Below are 24244 nucleotides of genomic sequence, written 5' to 3' on the forward strand. Positions count from 1 at the left end.
TCAGCAATACGCAGAACTACAACATTTGTAAGGGCATTCTGAGGAATTTAATGGATTTAAGAGGCAAATCACTGGCCTTAAGCAGTAATTCCCGTCATGCAGAATTTGTGTTTTTCACAAGCAGCACCAGGAACCACAATCCCTGCGCAAGGTTCGGTGACGACCTAGGGAATCAGAGGATGGACTGACCTGCCATCACACGAGCACTCAAGCCAATCGGCATGGACTGAGTATCACCTGCCAGAACCTCCAAAACCGGCCTGAGCTCAATGGCAGACCCATAGCGGCGTAAATGCGTGGAAAGCTCCATCAGGAGCGCCAGATCTGTCGAGACAAGCGTGCCAGCTCCACAGGAGCGCACCGCATGTAGCAAACCGCTCAGATCACCTGGACCCAGTTCAGGGGAGATCGTTCCCTCTGGAGCGCCTTTGACCTGGGAAGCGCAGATCTGCGGCAGGTCAACAACGCCCACTTGCTCCATCTGACCCAGCAGAGTGCGGGAAGCCACCTGACTGCCAAACAGATTTGGCGCGTCTGACACATCCAGAAACGCGACCTTTCCTGCAAAGCCTTGCAAGCTCTGCCCAAACTCTGGCGCAGCCAGCAACAGATCAGAGACTTCAAAACACTTACGCGTAAACTTGGCGGTGATCTTCGTGAGTTCTTCAGACTGCTCAGAAAGCAGCGGCGCGTAGGCCCGTTCAAACACCTTGGCACAAAAAGGAGAAAGCACAGCCACATAGTCGTAATGACCAAACTGAGAAATCACCTCCTTCGCCAAATCCCGTGCATCATCCAGTTCATTAGAACGTAGCGACACAAGTCCGCAACAACTCTGAATGCTGGGCGCTTCAACCTCATAACCAGCTCTTTCCAGCAGATGGACTGCAGCTTTTATGAGGGAAGGACGAAAGAGATTGGTGGTGCAGGAAACAAACAAACCGACCCGGGCATCCTTCTTGTATTTGGGGCGTCTTGGTCGGGCCATAAGAGAAGAAGTCCTGCAGTTTCTGAGCAATGCATAAATGAAATCGCTACAACCTGCCTGCCACAATTCAAAGGGGACTTCAATGCTTTATCAGATGTCGGATACGGAGCTTTTAGTATACTTTTTGTGCCTATGTGCATTTTCTGTGCGTACTTGCTAAGAAAAAACTAATGGTTATCTTCCGGTCAGAACATCACTTAAAATAAGAAACTGGAACATGAGCATGAACCTGAAAGACGTCGCGCTGAGCCGCTATTCCACCAAGGAATTTGATCCATCAAAGCAGATTTCCGCAGAGCAGTTTGACCACATTAAATCCCTGCTTCGCTTCAGCCCATCAAGTGTGAACTCACAACCTTGGCACTTTATCATTGCAGACACCCCAGAAGGACGTGAGCGCGTTTCAAAGGGCACACAAGGCATGTTCTCCTTCAATAACGGCAAGGTGCTCAACTCCTCCCACGTCGTCGTCTTTTGCGTAAGAACGGACATCTCTGATGAATATCTGGACCGCCTGCTGGAAGCCGAAGAACAAGACAAACGCTTCGCTGACCCAGCCGTAAAAGAGACAGTCAAAGCAGGCCGTGCCACCTTTGTGGGTATTCATCGCGACCAGCTCAAAGACGCTGACCATTGGATGGAAAAACAGGTCTACCTCAACATGGGAACCATTCTTCTGGGCGCAGGCGCGCTGGGCATTGATGCTGTGCCGATTGAGGGCGTAGACGTTGACGCGCTTAACGAAGAGTTTGGCCTTCAGGAAAAAGGCTACCGCGCAGTTGCTCTGATTGCCCTCGGCCACCGTCACGAAAGCGACTTCAACGCCGCCCTCCCAAAATCCCGCCTCCCGGAAGGTGAAATCTTCACAGAACTGGCTTAATCAGTTCTACAGCTGACGCAAAAGGGGATGCTCCGCGCATCCCTTTTTACATGAAATGGCCGAGTTTTATTCTGCATTTTGACTGTACTAAACTACAATCAAAAGCAGGTGCACAAAGTTACCTCAATTGCCTGCCATCAAAATACGAGGGAATCGAAAAACACATATACTTAGAAAGAGTTGAATGATGATCAGATTGTATCGGGACGCGGACCTTCCAGCTGTGCTAGACATTTACGCGAAGTCCAAACTTGATGAGTTCGCCTATGAAGATCAGCAGTTTGAATTACTCCCGCTTGATCAGGACCCCAAGCGGTATACGAGTCTAATCACGTCGCAAATCTCAGTTTATGAAGAAGAGAAAATGCTGGCTTATGCAGCTCAGGATGGAGCTGATCTCAGGTCATTGTTCGTCCACCCGCAAGGCAGAGGCAAGGGCATCGGTAGAACGCTCATGCAACACATGCTGGAGAAGGCTGAGGGGGAGGCAACTCTCTATGTCGCTAAATCCAACCTGCCGGCCAAGCGGCTCTATGAGCAATTTGGTTTTGTCATTACCAGCGAGTTCATGACCGATTATAACGGCATTCCGATCCTTGCAAACAAGATGGTGCGCAAGGCAGAAGGATGAGGGCAGGCCAAATAAAAAAGGGCCGCAGAACTGCGACCCCCGATCTTTAGAATCTCTGGAATCCAATTATTTCTTGGAGCCGTCTTTATTGAACTGAGCGAGGTACGCAATAACGTCCTGACGCTGAGTTTCTTTCTTAAGACCAGCGAAAGCCATCTTACCTTTCGGGATAACTTTCTTCGGTTTTGTAAGGTATGCGTCCAGGGTAGCTGCGTCCCAAGCTTTACCTTCTTCTTTACCTGCCAGAAGAGGCTTGGAATACTTGTAGCCTTCGACTTCACCCCAACCAGCATCGATGATGCCGTTGAGTTTAGGTCCTACCTTGTTTTTGGCTTTTTCACCAACAGCATGACAAGCCTTACATTTTTTGAAAACTTTTGCGCCCTTAGCAACATCGCCTTCAGCGAATGCCGCACCGGAACTCAACAGCAATGCAAGCGCTGCAACGACGCCAAACTGCTTCATATTTTATCCTTCCCACTATATCCTAAGAGATAACCGCGAATAGAGAACAACATAGTCTAACTCATGGGGCAGTTCCCACAGATTCGACGTTACCTTCGTATATATTGTTACGGCATATTGTCGCGGACGGAATTGATCATAAGCATAAACGACTGAAAATAACTTGCTTTGAGTCAAACTCACCAAAAACTGAAGCCGTTGTTTTGTGGGCGACAATAGACTTAATGCGGCTTTTATCTTTGCAAAAATTATGAGAGTCTCAGCTATTGTATTCAGTAAGTACGGTTGGGTTGGTGGCTTGGAAATATAGTTTCAAATCACAACTCAGGAGGGAGGCCTGATGGCAGCGAACGCAATGCCAAAACCGTCACAGGAAACACTAAAAAAGCGCTCCAAAATCGTTGCTGATTTGCAAAAAATCGTGCGTGGAGAAGGTGTTATCTGCGATGAAATCGAGATGCGTCCTTATGAGACGGATGCCTTGACGGCATACCGCCAGCTGCCGCTTGTGGTGGTCTTGCCTGAGACCGTAGATCAGGTCTCGCAAGTGCTCAAGTACTGCTATGACAATGATGTAAAAGTGGTGCCTCGTGGTGCCGGAACTTCCCTATCTGGCGGTGCATTGCCGTTGGAAGACGGCGTTTTGCTGTCCATGATGAAATTTAATCGGATTTTGGAAATAGATCTGGAAAACCGGGCAGTTGTGACCCAGCCGGGTGTAACCAACCTGGGGATTACGACGGCTGTACAGCAGGATGGCTTCTATTATGCTCCTGATCCGTCCTCCCAAATCGCCTGTTCCATTGGCGGTAATATCGCAGAAAACTCCGGCGGCGTGCACTCCCTCAAATACGGTTTGACCACCAACAACCTGTTGGGACTGGAAATTGTCCTTATCACCGGAGAGGTGATCCGCCTCGGCGGCAAACATCTGGATTCTGAGGCCTACGACTTGATGGCCCTGCTCACAGGGTCCGAAGGATTGCTTGCAGTTGTCACTGAAGTCACTGTCCGCGTTCTACAAAAACCGGAAACAGCCCGTGCCGCACTCATCGGCTTCCCAACCTCAGAGGAAGCTGGCAAGTGCGTTGCTGAAATCATCGGAGTAGGTATCATCCCCGGTGGCATGGAGCTCATGGACAAGCTCGCAATTGATGCTGCCGAGGACTTCGTACATGCCGGATATCCGTTGGATGTTGACGCCCTCATGATCGTGGAACTGGACGGCCCTGAAGCTGAAGTCGATGATTTGCTCAAGCGCGTCAGTGCAATCGCAGAAAAGAACGGCTCATCTTACCTGCGCGTCTCTCAGTCAGAAGACGAGTGCAACACATTCTGGGCAGGGCGCAAGGCAGCCTTCCCGGCAGTGGGCCGTATTTCGCCGGATTATTTGTGCATGGACGGCACCATTCCACGCGCAGCTCTGCCACAAGTCCTGCAGGAAATGCAGGAGCTGAGCGAAAAACATGGGTTACGCGTCGCTAACGTGTTCCATGCAGGCGATGGAAACTTGCATCCACTCATCCTTTATGACGCCAACAAGCCGGGCGAACTGGCCGCAGCAGAAGCCTTTGGCGCAGACATCCTGCGCCTTTGCGTAAAAGTAGGCGGCGTCCTCACAGGGGAACATGGTGTCGGCATTGAGAAACGCGATCTCATGCCGGAAATGTACTCTGAGGATGACCTGAAACAGCAGCAACGCGTGAAGTGTGCGTTTGATGAAAAGCAGCTTCTCAATCCGGGCAAGATGTTCCCGGTCCTGCACCGTTGTGCAGAGCTTGGCTTCATGCACGTTCATCAGGGCCAACTGCCATTCCCGGATATTCCACGCTTCTAGAGCGTGATCCTAAGACAAGAGAACAGGACGAAACCATGGGAGAGGGTTTCCACCCAACAACAGCTGATGAGCTGGAGGCGGTCGTCAAATGGGCCGCCGCCGAGCGAACTCCGCTGGAAGTAATCGGCAGCGGCTCCAAGCGCAACTGGGGCAGGGCGGTGCAGTCCGCGCATACTTTGCGCGTTGACGGCATCACCGGCGTGATCGACTACGAACCGGCAGAACTTGTGCTCACCGTGAAGGCAGGCACGCCACTGACGGACGTTCAGACCCTCTTGAAGGAGCACAATCAGGAACTCCCCTTTGAACCAGCAGACCTAAGTGCAGTTCTGGGTGGCCCAAATCAGGCAGGCACCATTGGCGGTGTTCTGGCAACAAACCTGTCTGGCCCGCGCCGTCTCAAAGCGGGTGCAGCACGCGATCATGTACTTGGTCTGGAAGCTGTTTCTGGCCGTGGCGAGATCTTCAAGGCAGGCGGACGCGTGGTGAAAAACGTGACGGGTTATGATTTGTCCCGGGGCTTCTGCTCCTCATGGGGCACACTCGCCGTCGCCACAAGTTTCTCCATCAAAGTTCTCCCACGAGCAGCCAAAGAATGCACCTTCGTATTGCTGGGCCTGACCCCGCAAGAAGCATCCAGTGCCATGTCAGAGGCGATGGGGTCTTCAGCAGAGGTTTCTTCCGCAGCTCATCTGCCAAAAGGCTTCTGCCCGCTCTCACAAGAACACTCCATCACTTTGCTCAGATTGGAAGGCATTCCCGTTTCCATCGACTATCGCTTGAACAAACTGCGCAGCATCCTGAAGCGCTTTCCATCGCAAGAGCTTATCGAAGGTCAGGCCTCCCGCAAAACATGGGGTGATCTACGTGACCTCATTCCGTTCGCCGGAAGTGACAAGCCGCTCTGGAAGCTCTCAGTAAGCCCGACTGCTGGTCAACAGATGATTGCTGAGCTGGAAAAGCGCTTTGCAATCCGCTGGATGATGGACTGGGCAGGTGGTCTGGTCTGGGTGGAAATGCAAGGCGAAGAGCCTCACGATGTTCCGCTCCGCCGGCTTATCACTGAAAACGGTGGTGGTCACGCTACGCTCCTGCGCGCAAGTGCTGAGCTGCGCATGAGCGTGGATGTGTTCCAGCCCTTGCCGGAGACATTGATGGGGCTTTCTAAGCGCTTGAAAGCTCAGTTTGATCCGCACAACATCCTCAACCCGGGCCGAATGTACGCGGGGATCTAGGTCATGCAAACCAACTTCACACCAGAACAACTCAAAGACAGCGCCACAGCAGTCTCCGAACAGATCCTGCGCAAATGCGTGCACTGCGGATTTTGTACTGCAACGTGCCCAACCTTCGCGCTGCTGGGAGATGAGCTGGACAGTCCACGTGGCCGCATCTACCTCATCAAAGAGATGCTGGAAAACGACCGTCCTGCGGATGCCAAAACGGTCAAGCATATCGACCGCTGCCTGTCTTGTTTGTCTTGCATGACCACATGCCCTTCGGGTGTGAACTACATGCATCTTGTGGATCACGCTCGCATTCATATTGAACGCACCTACAAGCGTCCGTTGCAAGACCGGATGCTCAGAGCAGTGCTACAGGCCATTCTGCCCAAACCGGGCCGTTTCCGTCTTGCAATCGCAGCCGCCTTCTATGGTCGCCCACTTGCAGGGCTCATGAAGAAATGCGGTGGTACGCTTGCAAAACTGGGTACCCTGCTGGCGTTGGCTCCGACCAAATCAGCAATGCCTTCTCAGTTCGCAGGACAGGAAACCGTTGCCCCGAAAGTGCAGAAGAAGGGCCGCGTCGCCATCCTGAAAGGTTGCGCACAAAGTGTCCTTGCCCCGTCCATCAATGATGCAGCGACCCGCTTACTTACTCGCATCGGCTATGAAGTGGTCTTCCCGAAAGGCGAGGGCTGCTGTGGTGCGCTTGTTCATCACATGGGCAAGGAAGAAGCCTCTAACGAACAGGCTAAAACTAACATTGATGCATGGATGAGAGAGATGGAAGGTGAGGGGCTCGATGCCGTCATCATCACTGCGTCAGGCTGCGGGACCACCATCAAGGATTATGGCTTCATGCTGCGCGATGACCCGCAATATGCGGCGAAAGCTCAACAAATCTCGCAGATGTCCAAGGATATTGTTGAGTTTCTGATTGAGCAGGACTTAGGCGAAGCACAGCCGCACGAAGAGCTGACCATCGCCTACCACTCTGCCTGCTCCATGCAGCATGGCCAAAAGATCACCTGGCAACCGAAGAAGCTGCTGCAAAATGCTGGCTTTACAGTCAAAGAACCTCTGGAAGGTCACCTTTGCTGTGGCTCAGCTGGTACCTACAACATCATGCAGCCCAAAATTGCCACTGCTCTGCGAGACCGTAAAGTAAGCAATCTGGAAGCTACCCAGCCAGACCTCGTCGCCACCGGCAACATCGGCTGCATCACCCAAATCTCCAGCGGCACCCAAATCCCGGTCATCCATAACATCGAGCTTCTGGATTGGGCCTATGGCGGTCCAAAGCCGATGCTGCTGGATAAGGCGTAAGTATGCTGCTTTACACAAATCCCTCTCAAACAAGATTGAGAGGGATTCGGAGGTTATACGCCGCCTCCACGACGCATAACATTCTCCTGATGAGCTTTCTCATCATCAGCATATTGCTTCCGAATATGTGAGAGATCGCCGACAGGTGTATTAGGGTTTGCTGGGTTTGTTGGCTTAAGCTCAACGAGAACTGGGTTCGGTTTGTGATTGAGCATCGCACCGGTATACGCGTCCACACCTACGCCAATCACACCTCCGATCAGGGCATTGCCTGCCATAGCTGCTGCACCGCTTCCTGCAACTTCAGTGGTGACATGTACTTTCTGCGTTTTATAACCTTCTTTGGAAACGGTGACGTTGAACTTTTCTTTGCGTGAAACCTTGAGTGTACAAGGCGAGGAACTGCAGGTCATCCCTATGTCCGTCGAGATCTGTGCATCCTCTGGAGAGGTATAGATTTTGACTTTTTCACTCATACCGCGTGTGACACTGGCGCACCCTGAAAGGACAAAACCTGCTGAAATAAATGACGCAAACAAAAATGTAGTCTTCATCTCAAAATTCCCGCCTTAGAAAACTGAACCGATACCCTCGGCATCGTGGGGGACATGCAACGGTGAAAAATTTGATTCCCAATGCATTTATGAGTCTGATTTTGTGCCTTTCGCAGCTTCAGGCAATTCCTGAAAATGAATATGTTAAACTGATGGTTTTAGGGGTAAAAATCTATTGAGTTCAAACCCACCCTCAATCTCGTGGATTAATTGCAGAACGGCTCAAACACTGACAGTCTAAAACCCCAAAGTTGCGTGAGCTTAATTGAGATCGACATCCAAAATGCAGTCGTACTGCTGTTCATCCAAACGCAGACTAATTGGTTGGGGTGAGGAGTGAGCTACATGATGCCTTCTGCCATTTACTCAGCGAGAATATGCTCATCGGAGTGAATTATGCAGCTGACTTTCCCGCCAAGTTCACCTTCTATTTGTCGTAACTCCGCTGCAATTTCTGGTGGGATCTGATCTTCGTCAATCGTTGGAGGCGGAACAGCGATGACTTGGGTATGCCAATCTCCGGCAAACACCAAACCAGTCTCATGCGCAAGCAACAACAAGCTCAGCATACTGGCGAAACAGCCAAGCAGGATGGCTGCAAGCGTATACCGGTTGAGTGATGGTCCTTGATCTTTCAGGCAATCCTCCAGAACACCGCGGATCTGGGTGATGTCTTCAGAGTTCAAAGGCTCATCCAACAGCTCAATGGGTGAGCGTTCCTCGCTCGTGTGTTGTGAGGGAGAGGCGTTGCTCTCTTCATCAGCTCCGTCAACAACGGGTCGTAGACACTCAAATACAGGTACATAGCCCATGTCTGGCAACCGGATCTGCATGTGATGCACATCAGGGTGTGCGTCGTTGTAACCACGCAGAAGAGACCGCAAGCGCGAGATGTTGACTCGCACAATCGGGTTTTCACGCGGATTAAACCCCTCAGGCAAATTGAAGACCCTCTGTCCAATAACTTGCTCTTTGAGGTCTTCTTCCTGTTTGGAGAGTTTACGCTCGACGAGAAATGTCAGGAGGGCAGTTAGTTTCGGGCTTCGCCTGAAGTTGGGGCTGGACAAAATACTGGAAAGAGTTGCAACCACTTCGTCCTTGCTGATGACTAGTCCATTCTTCTTGGCACACATACGCGGCACTCCCAAAACACACAGATGTGGCCTGGGGGAAAAGTCCCTCAATCAGATGGTCAGCAACGGCACATTCACATAATAAGCCTGTTTAAAGACAGACCTTTATTTTTTGATGCTTTGCCGTTGTCTGGGGTGCGGCAAGCAACTTGAAGTTGTTGTCTTATCATAGGTTCCTGTACCCAAGATTGCAACAAACGTGCATGCCTAGCGCACATAGACCTTTGCGCCAACCGGAACCATATTATACAGCTCCGCCACATCTTCGTTTCTCATACGAATGCAACCGGAAGAAACCGCCTGGCCAATCGTCCATGGTTCATTGGACCCATGAATACGGTAAAGCGTTGAACCCAGATAAAGTGCACGCGCGCCCAATGGGTTGCGCGGTCCGCCCGGCATGTAACGAGGGAGGCTTGGTTGCCGTTTCAGCATCTCAGCAGGTGGCCTCCAGTCTGGCCACTCGCGCTTACGGGTGACTTTGTGAACGCCAGCCCATTCAAAACCCGGGCGGCCAACGCCCACACCATAACGGCGGGCCTTGCCATTGCTTTGCACCAGGTAAAGATATCGTGATGTCGTATCGATCACGACAGATCCCGGTGAATACGAGGTGTTGTAGCTCACTGTCGTCGGCAAGAACTGTTTGGGAATACGGCGGTCGTACCGCTTTGATGTCGTACGCGGCCGTCTTGCTTGTTTTGCAGATCCACGAAGGTTCTGGACAGCCTTGGCTTGGGATCGCGGAATTTGCACAACCCATGGATTTGCAAGATCAGGACTAAGGACAAGTGGAGGTGCAGAGGCGCGCGGCTTGTACTCTGCTTGCGCAGCAGTACCAAACGCACAAACTAAGCTACCCACGCCGAACAAAGTAACAAACCAGTTTGCTTTGCTTTTTGCCGTTGCTCCAAACATTCCACACTCCTCTGGACCTTGCCAATGACCCGATGTCCTCGGGAAAACTAGGAGTTGCAGTTCTAATAATCGTTAAAATTAACAATGTAATTAATGCTAGTTCAAACTAAGGTTAACCAATTGTTACTGGGTTATGCGGCCAATCGTCGAATTTATCCTTAAAAATCAATGCTGATAAATCTAAGGTAATAATTAACACTCTAAGAAGTATGTGAGTAGTGACCGGCGTGCAGGAGTGCGAATCGTGCCCATCTTACTTATGGGTGCATGGACGCGTCTTGTGACCGGGATTGCTATTTAAAACCTGTAATTGAGAGCCTGTCTTCGTAAGCCTGTGCCAGTTTGCGAAGAAAGGGCGGAAAACAAAAGAGGGTGCATCGCCGGACAGGAGTAGCGACGGTGTGGTCCTCATTAGGAAGCGTATTGGCTTCATGAGTTCGGGGTTGGGATGTCAGTTGTAAGAAAAACCTTTCGTGCAGAGGCTCAGTTCGGAGTGCGTAGCAAACGCACCGAAGTAAGCACTCCGATTCAGGACAATGGTGAAGAGTTGCGTCACCAGCAGATCATGGAAGAAATTGCCAGCTTGAAAGAGTTGGTAGGATCTCCGGCAACTGACCCACAAGAACTGTCCCGACGCGTCGCAGAAGAACTGCGTGAGGAAATCGGCGAGGCTGCAAAGCTCAAGGGTGAGCTGGATGCGATTTATCAGGCAATCGCTGAGACCAAGAATGAAATTGCTGCTCTTCACAACAAGGCCAGCGTCGACAATGACGAGCGTGGCCGCGTGACATTGGAGCTGGGTGCGATTGTATCCGGCACCGAAGGAGCAACTGAGCAGATCCTGACCGCAGCTGAGGTCATCGACCAGAGCGCAGCAACCGTCATGCCAATGGTTCCGAGCGAGCATGAAGGCCTTGTCACTGACATTCACGAGCAGGTTGTGTCGATCTTTGAAGCCTGTAACTTCCAGGACCTCACTGGCCAGCGCATCAGCAAGGTGGTGAACACCTTGTCATTCGTCGAAGAGCGCATCATCCGTATGATTGAGATATGGGGCGGTATTGAAAGCTTCAAGGAGATCAGTGATCGTATTGCCTCTGATAAAGAGGGCGATGATTCCGCACTGCTTCATGGTCCGGCTTTGGATGTGGAAGCTGGTACCGTGACACAGGATGACATTGACGCTTTGTTCGATTGATCTGTCCGAAAAGTGATATGCAGATGGCTTGCTATTTTGGCAAGCCAATGCTTTATAAGAGAACATAACATAAACATTTTGAGCGGGTTAGTGAGGGTGACTGATGGTCGCCCAACAAGAATCTGCAAAGACGATTGACCAAGAAGGGCAAAGCAATGGACCAGAACTCAACACCGATTGCTGAAGGACTGATCCGCGGAGAAGATGGCAAAGACCGCTGCTGGTGGCATGGGGGAGATCCATTCTATCAGGCCTATCATGACGATGAGTGGGGGCATCCGGTCACCAACGACATCCGCCTCTTTGAAAAGATCTGCCTTGAAGGTTTCCAGTCAGGCCTGTCCTGGATCACTATCCTGCGCAAACGCGAGAATTTCCGCGCCGGTTTTGCAGGTTTTGACTTTGAGAAGGTCGCAAAGTTCACACAAAATGACATTGAACGACTTGTTCAGGATGCCGGCATCATTCGCCACCGCGGCAAGATCAACTCCACCATCAACAACGCCAATCGTGCACTGGAAATGCGTGAGGAGTTCGGTTCACTCGCAGCTTACTTCTGGAAGTGGGAACCAACCCCGGATCAACGCCCTGAGACCTGTGATTACGCCAACCTGAAGACCCTTGGCAAAACCGAAATCTCCACGGCCATCTCCAAAGATCTCAAAAAACGCGGATGGTCCTTCGTCGGCCCAACCACCGTCTACGCTTTCATGCAAGCTATGGGCATGGTCAATGACCACCTCGAAGGCTGCTGCTGCCGGGACATCGTTGAGGCCAAGCGTGAGGCTCTGGTGCGTCCTATGAAGGGCTAGCAGAAGTTCTGCTGTAACGAAACGACGAGGTGAGGGGGCTTAATGCACTAGTCACCTCGTACGATTGCTATGCAGTGTCAGCCGGACGCTCAAAGGTGCCTTGGGGTGGAAGGATCGCAAGAACAAGCGTTTCGCGATGCTCGAAGCCACAACGCCGATAAATCCGGCCTGCCGGGCCGTAACTGTGAGCTTGTAAGACAGGTATGGTTGCAGGTGCCTGTGCCTTAGCCCAATCGACACCAGCAGTAACAAGAGCCGCGCATATGCCGCGCTTGCGATGGCTGGGCCGTGTCTCAACTTCCTGAAAACGCGAAACCGCTGCATCGGTATAGATTCCCAGATCTGCAACCAAGAGATCCCCATCAAAAGCGCCAAACCAGTTCGCCAATCCTGCTTTAACCTGGCGGCGACGGCTCTCAAAGCGTCTCCGCGCGTAGTTCCCGAAACTGTCTCGATCATAGCCCTGATCAACAGCAGTGTCGATTTGGAGCGCGATGACTTGCTCCCAGTCTTCATCAGTCTGAACAGGACGGATATCGATCCCATCAGGCACCGGAGCACGGTTCAAAGGCCCGGTCAGGCTTAGCACATCGATTTGTTCCAACTTGTATCCAAGATCAGATAAAGGCGTATGTGCAGCCCCAATCGTCATGTCAGGCGTATCCCAACCGAACATTGTGTGTGCAGCCTTTGGAAGGTCCTGACGAAACTGCGCAATTTGCTTTTCTGGTTCAACCTTGTCACCCCGGAAGAACACCATGTTGCCAGCCCAGTAATGAGGCTCTTCCGGTATGCGCAAAATGATCCGGTCTGGATGAACCTCAACCTCACTAACGCTCCGTTCCACAAGAAGATCACTGCGTACCCCCAGCGTCTTCGCTATTTCCTGCTCGTTGCCCACACCGCGTCCTTCAAGTCACCCTGCTTTCAATCAGCATGAAGCTATTGAAAATAATCAACGCCCACAAGGGCAACACACCCCATCAAAGCAGAACCAAGCGTCCTGTCACTCATCCGCTATTGTCAAACGTTAGATCAGCAGGGCGAAATATAAAAAAGCCCCGGCGAATACACGCCGAGGCCTCATATTAGTCTAATTCACCACCACTTAAACGAATGCAAAATCATCAGCATGGAGATCAGCTACAGAAACATTCTGCAGGGTGATTGAAGTGTCATCATTCACATAGATAACAGTATCCGCACCAACATCACTTGCTGCAGCAAGGACATCTGCAACGCTATCGAAAGTCTCAGAGAATTGAAGCACATCCTCGGAACCAGCGCCGGCTACAAAATCCGTGATGATGTCATTGCCAAAGTTTGACCGGAAATAGAACGTATCGCTATCCGCTCCACCTTCCATGGTGTCATCACCCGCGCCAGCATCAAACGTGTCATCACCAGCACCGCCGATAATAGTATCATTGCCACCATATCCGTAGATCTTATTTGCATTTGCATCACCCGTTAGATGATCGGCATGCTTATCAGATCCCATAATGTTTTCGATGGAGACGTAAACGTCGCCAGCAGCATCTCCAGTGTTGTTTGATTGGTCGGTCAAGTCCACAGTGACTGCAGATGTAGACCAACGATAACGCACAGTGTCATTGCCAGTGCCGCCATCGAGATAATCTGAACCCGAACCATAAGCGTTGAGCCAGTCATCGCCGCCGCCGCCTTCCAGGTGGTCATTGCCACTAAAGCCAAACAGTCCGTTATTTCCGTCGTCTCCGACGATAACGTCATCAAAGTGAGATCCGAAAACCTGACTGATGTTTGTCAGTTGATCGCCTTCAGCATGGCCGCCAGTATTCACGTTGGTCGCTAGATTAACTGACACGCCTTCTTCCGACAGTGTGTATCTGATAGCATTCCGGCCACCACCACCATCAACATTGTCAGCACCAGCACTGCCGTAGATTTCCTCATTGGAGTCCGTACCGGTGAAGGTGTCGTCACCAGAGGTGCCGTAGTACCTAAGGACACCATCTTCTTCGATTGGGAACTGAGATAGCATTGTTCCATCAGAAAACTCAAACTGCTCAATTTGAGGGTTATCTGCACTCCAGTTTTTGATTGTTATAACGTCAGCAATCTCGTCAAGTGGTTGGTCTGGATTAGCTGGATCAATAAGATAGATCTTCAGGTCATTACCATCAATCACGCCTTTAAGGTTTGACAGTGTGATACCATCTTCAAAGCGGATGGTATCTGTTCCAGATGTCTCAGTAATAACGTCCTTGCCAAAGCCAAGCTTGAACACATAGGTGTCATTGTCTTCTCCACCGAGAAGGTGATCATCTCCTTTACCACCATAAAGGGTGTCGTTACCTTTATCGCCGTAAATGGTATCATTGCCGCTTAGTTTGTACTTTGAGTCATCACCATAAATGGTGTCATCTCCATCTTCCCCATGAAGAGTATCGCTACCATCTTTTCCTTCAATGTAATCATCATTGTTCGTTGCAAAGATTTCATCAGCTTTATAAGAACCATGTAGTCCGGTAATATTGGTAAGCTTCACATTTCGAACATCTAAAACAAGAGGATCGTTCTCGGACCCACCAGTTGGATTGAAGGAATATTTCGGAAGAGATGTTCCTACCTGCACAAAAGTGTCAGCATATGTCACAGTGCTTTTTATCTCTTCAATGCCAGTCATTGTAATGATCTCGACATTAGCGTAACTTGAATACTGATCAAAGCCATAAATCTCAATTACATCATATCCAGAGCCCCCGATGTAATGATCTCCATTTGTTGTAGTACCAATTCGGAAGGTATCATCACCTCCAAAGCCACTCATGATGTCATTACAGAGTGTGCCTTCGAAAATATCATTCCCTGCTGTTCCGTTGTACTGACCGCCATATCCGTAGGTATAACCCAGATTGTTCTTATCAGTATCTATATACGCCATAATAAAATCCCACTATACATTGTTTCTATGAAGTTGTTTAGGTTCATTCAACTTCATATGGATAGTGTTTTACGTAGCTTGCGCGTGGCTTTTATAAATAAATTAATGTATTTTTGATTTTTTTATTAGTTTATTCACTTCATGTATGAATGTGATGTTGTTCTTTTGCTGTAATGGAAAGTGGTATATTTTTGAAAACGTCTTTTCAAAATTTACCACTTCCTACTGTGAAGCTCCGACATAGAAATGCCGGAGCTCAAAGCACTTGATTACATAACTACTCAGGAAGCGAACGCAAAATCATCTGCATGCAGATCAGTAATCGTTACATTCTGCAGAGTTATAGAGTTTCCCTCATCAAGGTGGATGACAGTATCAGTTCCAACGTCACTTGCTGCCGCAATCACATCCTCAAAGTTCCCAAAGGTGCCTTCGCTGAAGTGGATGGTGTCGACAGAATCTGCTCCCGCAGCGAAATCTGTAATGATATCTTTGCCGAAGTTTACACCGAAGTAGAATGCATCATTGCCTTCTCCTCCAGTCAGAGTGTCATTACCGGCTTCACCATGAACTTGATCATCACCGCCACCAGACACAATGATGTCATCACCTGCACCGGCAAGGATAGTCAGGTCATCCAGCGAATTTGTTGAATAAAATTCCGCATAGTCAGAGAAAACCAGATAAGTGCCAATTTCATCAGGTTGGCTTGCGCTTTCACTCGCACTGTCAAGCTTCTGGCTAATGTCATCTCCGGTCCAGATCATACCATCTGCGAAATGAAGCTCCCCAAAGTCGAACTGCGAAGTTTGACGGTTGAAAGCTTTCTTGATGATGATTGTACCACCATCAGCAAATGTCAGCTGCAGATCTTCTTTTTGCTCTGCCACGTAAGCAACAACAACGGAGCTCGGCGAGACATCTTCACCAAATACAATCTTGTTTGGCTGAACTGTAGGAGAAGTTGCTTCCAGTGTGTCATTGCCATCCCCCAGATTATAAAGGAATGTCGCATCTTTACTGCGATAGATAATGAAGTCGTCGCCTGTCCCGCCTTCAATTATGGATGAACCACCATGTGCGAATATGTTGTCATCACCCGCACCTCCGAGTAGCTCGTTACTCTCGCTGGAAAAACTAACGATAACGTCGTCACCATCTCCGCCATCAAGGATATTTTTGCCTCTATATCCTTCGAGTGTATCATTACCTGCCCCACCTTCAAGATGATCATCACCTTCGCCGGCATTCAGTTTGTCGTTGCCTGCACCGCCAATTAGATGATCATTTCCATCGTCACCGAAGATGATATCATCACCTCCGAGCCCATCGATGGTATCATCAGCAGTAGTGCCTCGAAGATGGTCTGCCTCATCACTCAAGCCTCCAAGAAGCCTTTCATTGATGCTTTCCCAGTTCCAAATTGTGCCATCGGTAAATTCGATTTCACCGAAGTTTAGGCGCAATATATCAGGATCAATGACAGATAGCAGGTTTACTGTTCCACCATCTTTAAATGTGAGTAAGATGCTTTTTGAAGTACCTGTGAAGCGTGTCACTGAAACTTCGTCTGGCAAGATACCTTCGCCAAGGATCAGTTTATGACTTTCATTCTGCAACTCGCCTGAGTACGCTAAATCAACTGTGTCATTGCCATCTCCAAGCTTGTAGTGGAGTGTGACTTTTGCGTTTGAGATGTAAAGTTTATCGTTTCCTGTTCCTGCATCCACAACGGCAGAACCACTCCAAGCAAGAATTTTATCGTCACCACTTCCCCCTTTGATCTGGTCTACTCTATCAGTGGCGCTGTAAATTGTATCGTTGCCATCTCCTCCATCGAGGATGTTGTTGCCCGTCCAGCCGTTCAGTTTATCGTTGCCAGCCCCGCCTTCCAGGTGATCATCACCTTCTCCACCGAAGAGATCATCATTCCCTTCACCTCCAATGAGATGATCGTCACCGGAGTAACCGTCGATTGTGTCGTCACCACCCCGGCCATCAATCACGTCATCGCCCAGGGTGCCAGCGAGTTCTTCACCTTCGTCACTAGCGTTTTCAAAGCGCATCTTGTTGAAGCTTTCCCAGTTCCAAACAGTGCCGTCTGCAAAGTGGAGTTCGCCAAATGTAAAGTGATTTGGTCCATAGTGGAAAACATCGTAGAGACGCAACGTTCCGCCATCTTTGAAAGTCAGCAGAAGGGTGGTTGAAGTGCTACTTGCACGCGTAACAGTAACCTCATCAGGTGATATACCTGCTCCAAAAATAACTTTATTGTTGTAAGAGCTATCGTCAGAGTGCTTGATGTCAACAGTATCATTGCCATCACCTAGATCGTAATGAATGGTGACGGTTGAACTAGATATATCTATATCGTCATCACCTGTTCCACCATCAACAATCGCAGTTCCACTCCACGTATAAATGGAATCGTCTCCGCTCCCACCAATAATTGTATCCTCGCCGTCTGTGCTGCTAAAGAAAGTGTCATTGCCATCGCCACCATCGAGAATGTTGTTGCCAATAGAGCCTTTTAGCGTGTCATCGCCAGTACCACCTTCCAGGTGGTTATTTCCTTCGACACCTTCAAGCGTGTCGTTTCCGGCACCGCCGATTAGGTGATCATTTCCTGAATAACCAATGATATCATCGTCACCACCCCGGCCATCAATCACGTCATCGCCCAAGGTGCCAGCGAGTTTTTCACCTTCGTCACCAGCGTTTTCAAAGCGCATTTTGTTGAAGCTTTCCCAGTTCCAGACAGTGCCATCTGCGAACTGAAGTTCTCCGAAGGCAAAGCCATTCGGTCCATAATAAAAAGCTTCTTTGACAAGCAAGGTGCTGCCATCTTTGAATGTCAGCAGGAGGTCAAGATCATTGCGTTCGGTGCCATATTTATCTGTGCCTTCTCCCTGGCGAGTTACCGTGATCTCATCAGGGGAGATGCCTGGGCCAAAGACGATTTTGTCATTGTAGGAAGAATCTACATCGTGGTTGACGTGAATGGTGTCGTTGCCATTGCCAAGGTCATAGCGGAAGGTAGTGGTACCTTCACCGTAGTTGAACTCATCGTCTCCAGCGCCACCGTCGAGATAGTCGTCACCATTACCGGCTTTCAGGATGTCGTTGCCATTTCCGCCAAGGAGAGTGTCGTTCCCATCGCCACCTTCCAGCGTGTCATTGCCGCCGTAGCCCCAGATTTTGTTGTCACCGGCATCGCCTGTGATGTGGTCACCGTAGCTGTTGCTGCCCATCACGTTTTCGATGGAGACGTAGACGTCACCAGAAGCATCACCAGCATTGTTTGCCTGGTCGGTCAGGTCTGCGGTAACCGCAGATCCTGACCAGCGATAGCGTACAGTATCGTTTCCGGAACCGCCATCAAGGTAGTCCGCTCCAGAGCCATAAGCATTGAGCCAATCATCACCGGCTCCGCCTTCCAGATGATCGTTACCGTTTTGAGCAAACAGGTTGTTGTTGCCATCATCACCAATCAGAACATCATCATGATAAGAACCAATGATGGACTCGACATTTGAGATCTGATCGCCTTCCGCGTGGCCACCAGAGCCTTCACCTGTCGCAAGATTAACGGTCACGCCAGCATCAGACAGGAGATAGTTGACGATGTCGGTACCGCCTTTGCCATCAATCGTGTCTGCACCTTCACTACCGTAAATCTCATCTCTATCGGAAGTTCCGATAAAGGCATCATCTCCATCGGTTCCATAGAGCTTCAGACGTCCGTTACTTTGAACGGCAATTTTTGACAGAGATGTCCCATCAGCAAATTCAAATCGTTCGATGCCGTGATCACCAGCAATCCAATTATCAAAGTAAAAAACGTCAGCAATCTCATTAAGCGGCTGGTTCGGGTTAGCCGGGTCGATCAGATAGAATACCAGATCGCCACCTTCGAGGCGGATCTTGAAATCGCTTAGTGTGAGGTCACCATCAAAACGAATGGTAGTGATTCCGGGCGCTCCTCCAAAATAATCGACGCCTATTCCACGCTTGAAACCGTAGCTGTTATCGCCTTCAAGAGACATTTTCTCTGCAGCCATCTGTTATCCTCGAATTTCATAAATATTTAAATATGTGCATTGAGCACATATAAGAAATGCACTTCAAGGTTGTGCCTAGGTGACTCAGAGAAATCGCTAAATTTACATAAATTGGATGGATAAGTATTTTGAAGTTACTGCGGGTATGTCATAGATACATAAATGCGCAGATTTCTCGCAAGTAACGCAAATCAACGCAATAAAAAACGCACCCCGAGTAGAGGTGCGTTCAAAAATTTTTCTCAGTGGTTTAGGTGTTAGCCTGCGACTTTTTGTGCCAGAGGCTCAAACAACGGGTTTGCTGTGTGGAACACATACTCCAGCGGTGTCACTGTTACCATTTGTGCTCCTTCTTCGCGCAGCATGTCTGCACATTCAGGCACTCTGGCAGCAGGGCAATGCAGGACTAAAGAAGAACCTTCAATGCCGAACGGGGCAACACAGCCAAGAGCAGCAACCTTCTCCAGCACCTTTGCAGGGGTTGCGACAACAGTACGCATCTCTTTGAAATTGTGAGCGTTATCCTGCGCCGTGATCCGGTCCAGCATCAAACGGGCGGCCTGCAAAGCACTCTCATTCCATTTGGCTGTTCTGGATGCCACCAGGTGTGCCTGAGACCTGGCGATCACACCATCCTCAGGGATCTTCAGATTGTTGGCTTTCAGCGTGGAGCCAGTCGAGGTGATGTCCACCACCAACTCAGCAGAACCAGCAGCAGGTGCACCTTCAGTCGCGCCAGCACTCTCAACAATGCGGTAATCCGCAATGCCTTTTTCCGCAAAGAACTGCCGAGTATGGTTCACATACTTAGTCGCAATGCGCAGGCGGCGACCATGCCGCGCACGAAAATCAGAAGCAACATCAGCAAGATCGGACATGGTGGACACATCAATCCATGCAGTCGGAACAGCTATCACAACGTCCGCATGGCCAAAGCCAAGAGCAGTGATGATATGCGTCTTCTCCTCGGGGCGGTCGATGTTCTCGTTGACCAGATCCGTTCCGGTGATACCGAAGTGAACAGTACCAGCCGCAATCTCACGCGCGATCTCAGAGGCAGAAAGGAACGCGATTTCAACGCCATCCACACCCTTCAAGGTTCCGCGGTAATTGCGATCACCACCCGGACGCTTCACCTTCAAACCAGCCCGCGCGAAGAACGCGTGGGTCATTTCCTGAAGGCGGCCTTTGGACGGTATCGCAAGAATAAGATTAGAGCTCATCAGCTTGCTCCCTCAAAAGCGCGGTCCAGCCAGATTGTAAAGCCAACAGCAGGCACAGTACTTGGCGCACCAAGACGTTCCACCAGCTTGTTGTAGCGACCACCACCGATCACCTGTCCAAGATGTTCACTGGTTTCATGATGAATTTCAAAGACAAAGTCGGTGTAGTAATCGAGACGGCGACCAAAATCACCGGAGTACTCCAGCTTTGAAATGTCAATGCCACGCGCTGCCATCAGGTCGGTACGCTTCGCCAAACGCTCAATAGAGGCATCCAGATTAAGCCCGGTCTCGTTGGCAAACCCGTGCAAGGTCTCAACCGCTTTCGCAGGTGGCGGACCGGACACGTTGAGATACTCGCTCAATCGCGAGATCACATCCTTGTCCACGCCTGATCCAGCAGAAAGGGCGGCTTGCTCCATGAAGCGCTCAGCAATTTCGTGAGCTGTACGTCCACCAACAGCAGAAATGCCCGCAAGTGAAAGCACATCTTCAACAACAGCCACAGCTGCTTCTGGGTCCCGACCCTCAAGAGCAGCAAGAAAGCCCAGCTTCGCATCCGGCTTGGCTTCAACACCACTCATTCGGGTGATAACCTGATCCAGCCGGTCACGCTCACCAAACACATCACGCAGACGACGTTGCCAAACCTTTGGAATCTCAAGCGCTTGCAGAACAGCTGTAAACAGGCCTTCATCACCCACTCGAATGCGAGGGGAGGACAGGCCCAGCTTATCAGCAGTCTCTATAGCAAGCGCCAGCATATCCGCATCAGCTTGTTCTTCATCCTCGCGGCCAATGGATTCAACACCGGCCTGCATGGTTTCACCCAGTTGCCCAGGTCGATGTCGGAAAACTTGCCCAACATAGGAGAATGCCGCAGTACGTCCGGCGATACCTGTTTCCAGATAATGTCGGGCAATCGGAATGGTAAAATCAGGACGCAAGCAAAGCTCTTGTCCATCTTCCCCTGTAGTCAGGAAAAGGCGCCGCCGGAGATCTTCACCAGCCAGATCTAAAAAGATATCGGCTGGCTGTAAGATTGGCGGGGTTGCCTCTTCATAACCTGCATCCCGAAAAAGCCGGCTCAGAGCCAAGCTGCGGTTATCCCCCAATGTCATATTAGTTCTCGCTTTGGTTTTTGCGATCGTCTTCCTGTGCGGCCAGAAGCTTTTTCACTTCTGCAACAAGATCATCCCGTTTCACAGCAAACTGTGCAGGACGGCTCTCACGCCAGGTTTTGTTATCTTCAATCTCGGCAGAAAGGCGTTTGCCTTCAATGAGATCTTTGATTTGAATTTCGCCTTCTTCACGCTCTTGCGAGCCTTGAATGATGGCACAAGGTGAGTTGCGGCGGTCAGCGTACTGAAGCTGCTTGCCAAACTGCTTTGGGTTGCCCTGATACATTTCTGAGCGGATACCAGCAGTGCGAAGTTCCTGAACCATGGCTTGGTAATGTGCAAGGGAGTCAACGTCCTTGTCCATCACGCATACAACCACTGGGCCTGCAACTTCTTCCTGCCCAAGCTTGCCGAGCATAGTGAGTGCTGACATCAGACGGGAAACACCAACAGAGAAGCCGGTAGAAGGCACAGGCTGGCTCATGAAGCGGGAAACGAGGCCGTCGTAACGTCCGCCACCACCAACAGAGCCAAAGCGCACAGGGCGGCCTTTATCGTCTTTAACTTCAAAGGTCAGCTCAGCTTCATAAACAGGGCCGGTGTAGTATTCCAAACCGCGCACAACAGATGGGTCAATGAGAACACGGCCATCGGTGTAGTCAGCTGCATCAAACAGCTTGCCCATGGTTGCTAGCTCTTCAACGCCTTCTGCACCAGTTTTGCTGTCTGCGATCAAACCACGAAGGTTCTCGATGGTCTGGTCAGTGGTTTCCCCGCCAGCTTCCACAAAGGCAAGAACCTTTTCCGCTTCCGCTTCGCCAAGGCCAGCACCCTTGGTAAAGTCGCCGGAAGCATCTTTACGGCCTTCACCCAAAAGCAGCTTAACGCCTTCAACACCAAGACGATCCAGTTTATCGACAGCCCGTAGAACGGTCAGGCGGGTTTCAGCGTGTTCGTCACCGGAAAGGCCGATCACTTCCATCACACCGTCCAGAACCTTGCGGTTGTTCACGCGGATCACGTAGTCACCACGAGCAATGCCGAGGCGCTCCATCGTGTCGGACGCCATCATGCAGATTTCAGCATCAGCAGAGACAGAAGGTGCACCAATCGTATCTGCATCAAACTGCATGAACTGGCGGAAACGACCCGGTCCTGGCTTCTCATTCCGGAATACATAACCAGCGCGGTAGCTGCGGTAAGGCTTTGGCAGGCTTTCGAAATTCTCGGCCACATGACGGGCGAGGGGCGCGGTCAGGTCGTACCGCAGGCTCATCCATTGCTCGTCATCATCTTGTAGCGAAAACACACCAGCGTTCGGACGGTCCTGATCTGGCAAGAACTTGCCAAGAGCATCAGTGTACTCGAACATTGGAGTTTCCACGGGCTCAAAGCCGTAAAGCTCATAAGTCTGCTTGATAACGGAGAGCATCTGCTCCATCGCCTGCAGTTCAGCTGGACCGCGATCTACAAATCCACGCGGTAAACGAGCTTTGAGCTTGGCACTTTTCTTTTTTGCCATGAGGCCGTCTCATCCATGAAATAAAAGGGTTGTTGCAAGCGCTTCCCGCAATAAGTCCCCAGAACGCACCAAGGGAAGCATGCTGTTGTCTGTCTCCTAGCCCATTGAGCAGGGGAGGGCAAGGCGCGAAGCGGGTGCAATCCGGCGCAAATTTCCCAATCAATACTTGCAATAGCGTCAAGAGAAGCTAAGGTCGCCCCAAAAAATGGAAGGACCATTCCCTTACGCATGCAAAGGAAGGTCTGCACACTGGAGAAATCATGGTGTCAAACACCAACTACGAACCAACTGAAATCAGCAAATCCGAAGGTCGCGTTACAGGTCCAACAGAGTTAACTGTTGTATTGCCGACTTATAACGAAAGCAAAAACGTTCCCATCGTGGTTGAGCTGCTGGATAAAGCGCTCGCTGGTGTAGCTTGGGAAGTTATTGTTGTTGATGATAATTCTCCAGATGGGACCTCTAAAGTCACTGCTGACATTGCGCAGCAAGACCCGCGTGTTCGCATTGTTCAGCGTATTGGTCGTCGTGGTTTGTCCGGCGCATGCATTGAAGGCATGCTGGCCTCCAGCTCCAAATTTGTAGCTGTGATGGATGCTGACCTTCAGCACGATGAGAGCCTGTTGCCCAAGATGCTCGAAGCACTTCGTTCTGAAAGCTACGACATCTGCGTTGCCTCCCGCCATGTGGAAGGTGGGGATGTTGGGACGGGTTTGTCCTCAATTCGTGCATGGGGCTCCAATCTTGCCAACAATCTGGCACGTAAGTTTCTTAAAGTGGAACTGTCCGACCCGATGAGCGGCTTCTTCATGCTGCGTCGTGACAGGTTTGTTGAGCTCGCTCCGCGTTTGTCGTCCCAAGGCTTCAAAATCATGCTCGATATTGTCGCCAGCGGAAAAGGCGCTCTGCGTGTGAAAGAACTGCCTTTCGTTTTTCGTGAGCGTCAGCATGGTGAAAGCAAGCTCGATACACTAGTGACCATGGATTACCTCGGCCTGCTGGTTTCCAAAATCTTCGATGACAAGATTTCAGTCCGTTTTCTTATGTACTCCATGGTTGGTGGAACTGGTGTCGTCGTTCACCTCATCGCACTGAAGATCTTCCTTGCTGCCTTCGGCATGCCATTTGGCCTCTCTCAGTTGGTTGCGACCTTTGTGGCCATGTCCTCGAACTTTTTCCTCAACAACCGCCTGACCTATCGCGACCGTCGTTTGACAGGGCTTGCGTGGATCAAAGGTCTGCTCACATTCTATGTGATCTGTAGCTTTGGTATTTTGGCAAACGTTGGTGTGGCAGAGTTGATCTACACGAACAAACCAATCTGGTGGTTTGCTGGTGCTGCTGGTGCCGTTATGGGCGCGGTTTGGAACTACGTTGTTTCCAACGCTCTGACATGGCGCAAAGGCTAAAGCGTTTCTTCGAAATA

The 24244-nt window shown here is 50.4% G+C and carries 19 protein-coding genes; 8 read left to right on the forward strand and 11 right to left on the reverse strand.

Features of this window, described 5'->3' with window-relative positions; translation table 11 throughout:
* Window positions 1–172 precede the first annotated feature (172 nt).
* Window positions 173–988: a (Fe-S)-binding protein gene (locus PsAD5_RS21955; protein WP_063293686.1), complete on the reverse strand. Its 816-nt coding sequence runs from the start codon at window positions 986–988 to the stop codon at window positions 173–175.
* A 223-nt stretch (window positions 989–1211) separates the two neighbouring features.
* Between PsAD5_RS21955 and nfsB the strand changes: the two genes are divergently transcribed.
* Entirely contained in the window at window positions 1212–1868 is a 657-nt protein-coding gene (gene nfsB / locus PsAD5_RS21960) for an oxygen-insensitive NAD(P)H nitroreductase (RefSeq protein WP_063293838.1), read from the forward strand.
* A gap of 184 nt (window positions 1869–2052) precedes the next feature.
* Complete coding sequence (locus PsAD5_RS21965; protein WP_063293687.1) at window positions 2053–2499, forward strand: GNAT family N-acetyltransferase; 447 nt, start codon at window positions 2053–2055, stop codon at window positions 2497–2499.
* 66 nt (window positions 2500–2565) lie between these two features.
* Here PsAD5_RS21965 and PsAD5_RS21970 read toward each other — a convergent pair whose 3' ends face one another.
* Window positions 2566–2964, reverse strand: coding sequence for a c-type cytochrome (locus tag PsAD5_RS21970; RefSeq protein WP_057463750.1), 399 nt, complete (start codon window positions 2962–2964; stop codon window positions 2566–2568).
* 340 nt (window positions 2965–3304) lie between these two features.
* Between PsAD5_RS21970 and PsAD5_RS21975 the strand changes: the two genes are divergently transcribed.
* Genes PsAD5_RS21975 through glcF form a run of 3 tightly spaced genes read left to right on the forward strand, consistent with a single transcriptional unit; the run spans window position 3305 to window position 7350 of the window.
* Window positions 3305–4801, forward strand: a complete 1497-nt coding sequence (locus tag PsAD5_RS21975; RefSeq protein WP_063293688.1) for an FAD-linked oxidase C-terminal domain-containing protein — start codon at window positions 3305–3307, stop codon at window positions 4799–4801.
* Between the two features lie 35 nt (window positions 4802–4836).
* A complete protein-coding gene (gene glcE, locus PsAD5_RS21980) occupies window positions 4837–6036 on the forward strand; it encodes a glycolate oxidase subunit GlcE (protein WP_063293689.1) in 1200 nt (399 codons plus the stop codon).
* A 3-nt stretch (window positions 6037–6039) separates the two neighbouring features.
* Window positions 6040–7350, forward strand: a complete 1311-nt coding sequence (gene glcF / locus PsAD5_RS21985; protein ID WP_063293690.1) for a glycolate oxidase subunit GlcF — start codon at window positions 6040–6042, stop codon at window positions 7348–7350.
* Between the two features lie 53 nt (window positions 7351–7403).
* Here the strand turns inward: glcF and PsAD5_RS21990 are convergent, their stop codons facing one another.
* The 3 genes from PsAD5_RS21990 to PsAD5_RS22000 all read right to left on the reverse strand — a co-directional run bounded on the left by PsAD5_RS21990 (window position 7404) and on the right by PsAD5_RS22000 (window position 9955).
* Window positions 7404–7904, reverse strand: a complete 501-nt coding sequence (locus tag PsAD5_RS21990) for a PEGA domain-containing protein (protein WP_057463746.1) — start codon at window positions 7902–7904, stop codon at window positions 7404–7406.
* Window positions 7905–8266: 362 nt separating this feature from the next.
* Complete coding sequence (locus tag PsAD5_RS21995) at window positions 8267–9037, reverse strand: hypothetical protein (protein ID WP_063293691.1); 771 nt, start codon at window positions 9035–9037, stop codon at window positions 8267–8269.
* Between the two features lie 207 nt (window positions 9038–9244).
* On the reverse strand, window positions 9245–9955 hold the full coding sequence (locus PsAD5_RS22000; protein WP_063293692.1) for a L,D-transpeptidase: 711 nt from the start codon (window positions 9953–9955) through the stop codon (window positions 9245–9247).
* A gap of 448 nt (window positions 9956–10403) precedes the next feature.
* Here PsAD5_RS22000 and PsAD5_RS22005 point away from each other — a divergent pair, with 448 nt between their 5' ends.
* Together PsAD5_RS22005 and PsAD5_RS22010 are read left to right on the forward strand one after the other, a co-directional pair.
* Window positions 10404–11153: a protein phosphatase CheZ gene (locus tag PsAD5_RS22005; RefSeq protein WP_063287144.1), complete on the forward strand. Its 750-nt coding sequence runs from the start codon at window positions 10404–10406 to the stop codon at window positions 11151–11153.
* Window positions 11154–11308: 155 nt separating this feature from the next.
* Window positions 11309–11965, forward strand: a complete 657-nt coding sequence (locus tag PsAD5_RS22010; protein WP_084406033.1) for a DNA-3-methyladenine glycosylase I — start codon at window positions 11309–11311, stop codon at window positions 11963–11965.
* Between the two features lie 67 nt (window positions 11966–12032).
* On the opposite strand, the gene PsAD5_RS22015 is transcribed toward PsAD5_RS22010, so the two are convergent.
* The 6 genes from PsAD5_RS22015 to hisS form a co-directional block, all read right to left on the reverse strand.
* Window positions 12033–12866 (reverse strand): GNAT family N-acetyltransferase, encoded by an 834-nt coding sequence (locus PsAD5_RS22015; protein WP_208988754.1) that lies wholly within the window; start codon window positions 12864–12866, stop codon window positions 12033–12035.
* A 207-nt stretch (window positions 12867–13073) separates the two neighbouring features.
* Window positions 13074–14891 (reverse strand): calcium-binding protein, encoded by a 1818-nt coding sequence (locus tag PsAD5_RS22020; RefSeq protein WP_063293693.1) that lies wholly within the window; start codon window positions 14889–14891, stop codon window positions 13074–13076.
* A 281-nt stretch (window positions 14892–15172) separates the two neighbouring features.
* Window positions 15173–18952 (reverse strand): calcium-binding protein, encoded by a 3780-nt coding sequence (locus PsAD5_RS22025; RefSeq protein ID WP_063293694.1) that lies wholly within the window; start codon window positions 18950–18952, stop codon window positions 15173–15175.
* A gap of 257 nt (window positions 18953–19209) precedes the next feature.
* Window positions 19210–20175 (reverse strand): ATP phosphoribosyltransferase, encoded by a 966-nt coding sequence (gene hisG / locus PsAD5_RS22030; protein WP_063293695.1) that lies wholly within the window; start codon window positions 20173–20175, stop codon window positions 19210–19212.
* A complete protein-coding gene (locus tag PsAD5_RS22035) occupies window positions 20175–21296 on the reverse strand; it encodes an ATP phosphoribosyltransferase regulatory subunit (RefSeq protein ID WP_084406029.1) in 1122 nt (373 codons plus the stop codon). The genes hisG and PsAD5_RS22035 overlap by 1 nt, the downstream gene beginning before the upstream one ends.
* Window position 21297: 1 nt before the next feature.
* Window positions 21298–22818: a histidine--tRNA ligase gene (gene hisS / locus PsAD5_RS22040; RefSeq protein ID WP_063293696.1), complete on the reverse strand. Its 1521-nt coding sequence runs from the start codon at window positions 22816–22818 to the stop codon at window positions 21298–21300.
* Between the two features lie 260 nt (window positions 22819–23078).
* Here hisS and PsAD5_RS22045 point away from each other — a divergent pair, with 260 nt between their 5' ends.
* Complete coding sequence (locus PsAD5_RS22045) at window positions 23079–24227, forward strand: glycosyltransferase (protein ID WP_063293697.1); 1149 nt, start codon at window positions 23079–23081, stop codon at window positions 24225–24227.
* Window positions 24228–24244: the final 17 nt, after the last annotated feature.

The organism is Pseudovibrio sp. Ad5, assembly GCF_001623095.1.
GTDB lineage: Bacteria > Pseudomonadota > Alphaproteobacteria > Rhizobiales > Stappiaceae > Pseudovibrio.